Here is a 4,986-nt window from a genome sequence, read left to right as displayed (position 1 = left end):
CGGGAGAACATGTCTTCAGATGCAGGACATGAGATTATGGTCAGCCGGAGCATTCAGGCGGAAGGAACCTTCGGAGATCTTAAAGAAAACTACAGATACAGCCGATTGAGACGCCGGGGACTGGAAAACGTAAAATTTGAGGTGCTTATTGTGGCCATGGGACACAATATCAGAAAATTAAACAACAGAAATCGGATGAGTTTCCCAGAACTCGAACGTTATGGAAAATTAAAGGAGCAGAAAAGCGAAATCTGAAAAAGATTATAAACAGTCTTTTTGAGTTTTGGCTCTTTTCAGTGCGTTCAAAAATTGACTTGAGCGGAAAAACACATCATAAAACAGGATTGAATCAGATAAAAAGCATAGAAAAAGGGGCTGTAAATCTCGCTGATGAAAAATCAGTCGAAATTTAACAGCCCCTTTTCGTTTATAGCAGTATTTATAAACAAATCAATGAATTTAAGTTTCACTAAGTTGAATCCGATGATTAACAACAATCAATCGAGAAAATGCCGATCCATTAGCCAATCGATGAATGCTGATTTACCCGATAACAGGATTTTTTCCTTCTTAACAAGTGAGTCAAATCTTCGCTGAAGGAAGAATCCCTTAAAATTCCAGAAACAGCAATCATGATTCCGATCACAGTTATAACAATGCATAATTTTAAAAGTACCGATAATCCGAATACATCCTGCAGCATTCCTCCAAAAAGATTTCCAATCGTACCGCCGATGCCTGTTGTCGAAATGGCAATCCAGCTTTGTCCAAGCATACGATCCTCTGCTGCCAAAGCGCTTCCAGCATAATCTGTTATCAATGCGGTAAAGACCCCATAGCTCATACCCTGAAATATCAGTCCAATGATCAGCATCATCATAGAATCAGCCGTAGCAATACAGATATTCCGGACTCCATAAGCCAAAGCTGCAATCAGGAGTACTGGCATTAAACCAAAACGGCTCTTGAGTCTAGGAGCCATCATCATCATTGGAAGTTCACTTGCTGCCATCATAAACAAGCAAACACCCAGAAGCGATTGTGACATGCCGATTTTATCAATGATATTAATCATATAAGTCGACATGCAGCTCGATACCATAAAGCAAAGGCTGAATCCTGTTAACAAAATGAAAAAAAGCGGATATCGGGTGATGAATGATTTTTCTTTGTTCTTCGTCTGATGACGAATCGCCTCTTTTTTTACGGATGAAGCAGGATAGGTTTTTGGCATCGATTGAAGCAGAAGGATTAAGGCAGCCATTCCAATCATATAGATCAACCCAAGAAAATGAACTCCAATCCCTGAGATCAATTGTCCAAGTACAACGGCTGCAATCGCATAGGAGATTGAACCGATTCCTCTTGCAGAACCAAAATCTACCCTCTTGCCTTCCTGAGAATAGTTCATAACCATTTGAGAAAGAAACGGATTGGTTGATACATTCAGACAATAAAGCAAACCAAACAAAACCATTGTCAGGATGGCCGGCAGTGCAAACAGTGATAAACTGCAAAAAAGAATCATCGTTTTGATCAAAAATAAAATCAGATATTCCTGAATGGAAATTTTATTGTGCTTTGCAGCCAGGGAGGATAACAGGGGTGAAAGACAACAGGAAGCCAGAGAAGCCAGACCAACAGTCAGTCCGATTTCAGTATTACCCAATCCTTTCTCCTTTAAGAAAACAGCGACAAATCCAAAAAGTGCACAGCCTGCAGCCCAATAAAGTCCCTGTGCGATCGAATAGCGTGTTTGTAAACTAAGATTCTTCATGATCAAATACCTCTGAAATTGATGTTAGGCTGCCTGATGTTCAGCAGCAAAATGATCATAGTCTGCCCTGTTCTCTTAGAGAAGTCTTTATGAGAATCTGGAAACGCCATTAACAAAAGTCATCTTTCTTATGAGTTATTCCTGAAATCTTCTTTCAGCCTGAATTTTTACTTCTTCTCTTTTGCCTTCGATATTCGATGAATTTGAATCGCAATATTTTGTTCATTTTCATTTCTTACTTCTTCGAGTTCGCGAGTCTTCTGTCAATTTGATTTAAGGTTCTGAATTTAGATTCTTATAATTCTGTTATTGACCAAAAAATCATCCTGATCAAAGACTGAAGATTTTCACAAAACAAAAAATCATCCTGTAAAACAATGAATGAGCTTTCAGAAATAAAACTGTTTAATTTTCAGAAAACTGTGAATCTAAGTTTACAAAACATAATGCGGGAGTAGGATTTATAACTATCCAAAAGACGCAGCATGGCTGCAGTAAAGAAGGAAGAAACAGTTGACTATGATGAACAAACAGAATTTGCATACCCATACTTCTTATGATCATGGCAAAGACAACGTCGAAGAAATGATCCAGGCTGCCCTCAATAAGGGATTTACAACGCTTGGCTTTTCCGGGCATGGAACTAACAAGCCACTAGCCAGAACTTCAATGTCTGCAGAAAACCAGGCCGCTTATAAGAAAGATATTTTGGAAGTGAAAGAAAAATATAAAGATCAGATTCATATTTTCCTGGGTATTGAACAGGACAGCATGGCCCCCTTTGAAGATGAAGATTTAGATTATAAAATCGGAAGTGTTCATTACATGAAACAAGGTGATCAGATTATTCCAATCGATGATTCGATTGCTCAGTTTGAACAGATTCGTGATGATTTTTATGATGGAGACATCCAGAAGATGGTAGAAGGTTATTATCAGAGCGTAGAAGACATGATGGATACTCAGACCTTTGATATCGTTGGTCATGTTGACCTGATCTCCAAATTCAACGAACATGAAGAATATTTCCCATTCGAAGCAGACTGGTATTTAGAACCCGCAAAAAAATGCATTCGAAAAGGCATTGATATGGGAAAGATCTTTGAGATGAATACGGGAGCAATCGCCCGTAAGAACAGAGAAACGGCTTATCCTTCTGATGCTTTACTTAAATATATGGCTGATCATCATGCCAAACTGGTGATTAATACAGATTGCCATGACCGAAATTATCTCGATTGTCATATCGATGAATGCTTAAACCGTGCAAAAAAAGCCGGTTTCACTCACTTAATGAAACTGACCGATGAAGGATTCATTCCTGAACCCATTGAAAATTTTTCTGCTTAATTAAAAAGGATATCCGTTTTTGTTCCGGATATCCTTTTGTTCTTTGATCCTCATTCGACTTTTCGATTCTGTATTCGACATTCTAAGAATCTACTCATTTGTTTAAGATGTCAAAATCCAAACTTATTTATTGAAAGCTTACTCATTATTCATCAGATAATCTACTGCTTCATTGATCCCATCACATAAAACATTTGCCGCGTCTTTAACCGGCTGATCAGACTCAGGAAAAGTAAACCCAACTTCGGCATCCCTGATCATAGGGATATCATTATAAGAATCTCCAATAGCCGCCGTCTGTTCTTTTGAAAAGCCAAATAATTCAGCTGCCTTGACCAGTCCGATTCCTTTAGAGGTACCTTCTGCATTAAAATCACAGAATTTAGAATTCTTTGCCGCTACGACCCCTGGATACGAGGCCAATTTTTCCATAACATCCTGAGCGTCTGGAAGGGAATAATCCAGGGATAGTTCATAGATTTTCAAATCTGGTAATAGGGAATAATCATAATCCATAACAGTATATGGGCTGTCTACCACTCCGGCTGGTGCTTCAGAAAAGTAAAGCCCAGACTGATGATGAAATGTCAGGGGGATGCCGCGGATGTTTTCCATTACGTAACGAAGAAAATCTTCAGGTAAAAATCTTTCATATACCACTTCTCCATCCTCATCGAGAATGCAGCTTCCGTTGGCAAAAATTTTAAAATCGAAGTCGATTTTGTCATTTACGATATCTTGAATGTAATCATACATGCACTTCGATCTTCCAGTGTTGACTCCAAATTTATTCCCGGCTCTCTGGAATTGTTTTATGGCTTCAATGTCTTCCTTGCGAAGGCCTCTGCCATCATGAAAGTAAAGCGTATCCTGTTTTTTCAAAGTAAACTTCATCAACCATAACCGATTGTGAAGCTAACTCGATTCATGTTCACATGAAGGCGCTGCCCCTCATGCAGTTCTCTGATGAACTTCTTGTATTTTCATACAAGCACAGACTATATCTTCTCCCTCACCATAACGTGTTAGGGGCTGCCCACTTCGGATCGCTTGATCCTACTTCCCTCAAGAGGAATAGTCGTTGAACCTTCTCCTGTTCGGAGCTTGGCTGCTGATTGCCCATTTCTCAACACTTAGGATTTAACCATATGCCATCGAATTCATTTTTTCTGCTTTCGCCACGTTCACACTGATCTGTCTTTCAAGATTATGCTGTCGTTGAATTCGCTTTAGGATTTTCCAGCATTTCAGGCAGTTGATCGGGAGTTCATTTCCAAAACTCTCTTTATCTGCAAATTTCTCTGCAGACTGACTATACTTCACTCAATGCCAGTTCGGCTTTTTGAGTGAGCTTTAATCAAAATCAGTTGCTAAAAAGTGATTCATCTTATCCTCTCTTTCAACCATATTCTATTCGTACAAATCCTGAATCGTAAGAATCAAGCCAAAGTTGATAATAAAGTATCAAAAAATCGGTTTCTGAGTCTCAGATCGACAATGTTTTATCAAGATTCCTAACGTTCTTGATTGCGGAAGTAATTTTATAACGATCTTCAAGCCTGATAAGACCATAAAAAAAGCCGACCTGAAGAGATTCACTCTGCTCAGATCGGCTTTCTGTTTGCATGGCCTCTTGCTATTTTCGCTGTTCACTATCGTCGCCGTTAGAATGCTTGACTGCCAGGTTCGAAAAGTGTCTGGGTATTTCCATTCTGCCATCAAGACCACACCTTGGATCTTTCAAAACCAAACATCAGCGACATCCTTCTTGTCTGTTGTCTTTGTTCTTTGTGTTTTACACTTCGCTTGCTTCGATCAAGCCCTCGACCGATTAGTATCAGCCAACTTCATGCATCTCT

Annotated in this window: 4 protein-coding genes and 1 rRNA gene; 2 read left to right on the top strand and 3 right to left on the bottom strand. The window is 39.2% G+C overall.

Features of this window, described 5'->3' with window-relative positions; all coding sequences use genetic code 11:
• A partial coding sequence (locus BO222_RS10870; RefSeq protein ID WP_075818131.1) for a transposase occupies window positions 1-255 on the top strand: 255 nt, incomplete at its 5' end.
• A gap of 265 nt (window positions 256-520) precedes the next feature.
• Here the strand turns inward: BO222_RS10870 and BO222_RS10865 are convergent.
• Entirely contained in the window at window positions 521-1,777 is a 1,257-nt protein-coding gene (locus BO222_RS10865; protein ID WP_075820821.1) for an MFS transporter, read from the bottom strand.
• Between the two features lie 519 nt (window positions 1,778-2,296).
• Between BO222_RS10865 and BO222_RS10860 the strand changes: the two genes are divergently transcribed.
• On the top strand, window positions 2,297-3,127 hold the full coding sequence (locus tag BO222_RS10860; RefSeq protein ID WP_075820820.1) for a histidinol-phosphatase: 831 nt from the start codon (window positions 2,297-2,299) through the stop codon (window positions 3,125-3,127).
• A gap of 138 nt (window positions 3,128-3,265) precedes the next feature.
• Here the strand turns inward: BO222_RS10860 and BO222_RS10855 are convergent, their stop codons facing one another.
• Complete coding sequence (locus BO222_RS10855) at window positions 3,266-4,009, bottom strand: HAD-IIB family hydrolase (protein ID WP_158024602.1); 744 nt, start codon at window positions 4,007-4,009, stop codon at window positions 3,266-3,268.
• Window positions 4,010-4,750: 741 nt separating this feature from the next.
• A 5S ribosomal RNA gene (gene rrf / locus BO222_RS10845) occupies window positions 4,751-4,856 on the bottom strand.
• Between the last annotated feature and the right edge of the window lie 130 nt (window positions 4,857-4,986).

It is taken from the genome of Ileibacterium valens (assembly GCF_001945525.1).
Taxonomy (GTDB): Bacteria; Bacillota_I; Bacilli_A; order Erysipelotrichales; family Erysipelotrichaceae; genus Ileibacterium; species Ileibacterium valens.
The sequence above is the reverse complement of the archived record's forward strand: the minus strand, read 5'-3'. Positions and strand labels throughout refer to the sequence as shown.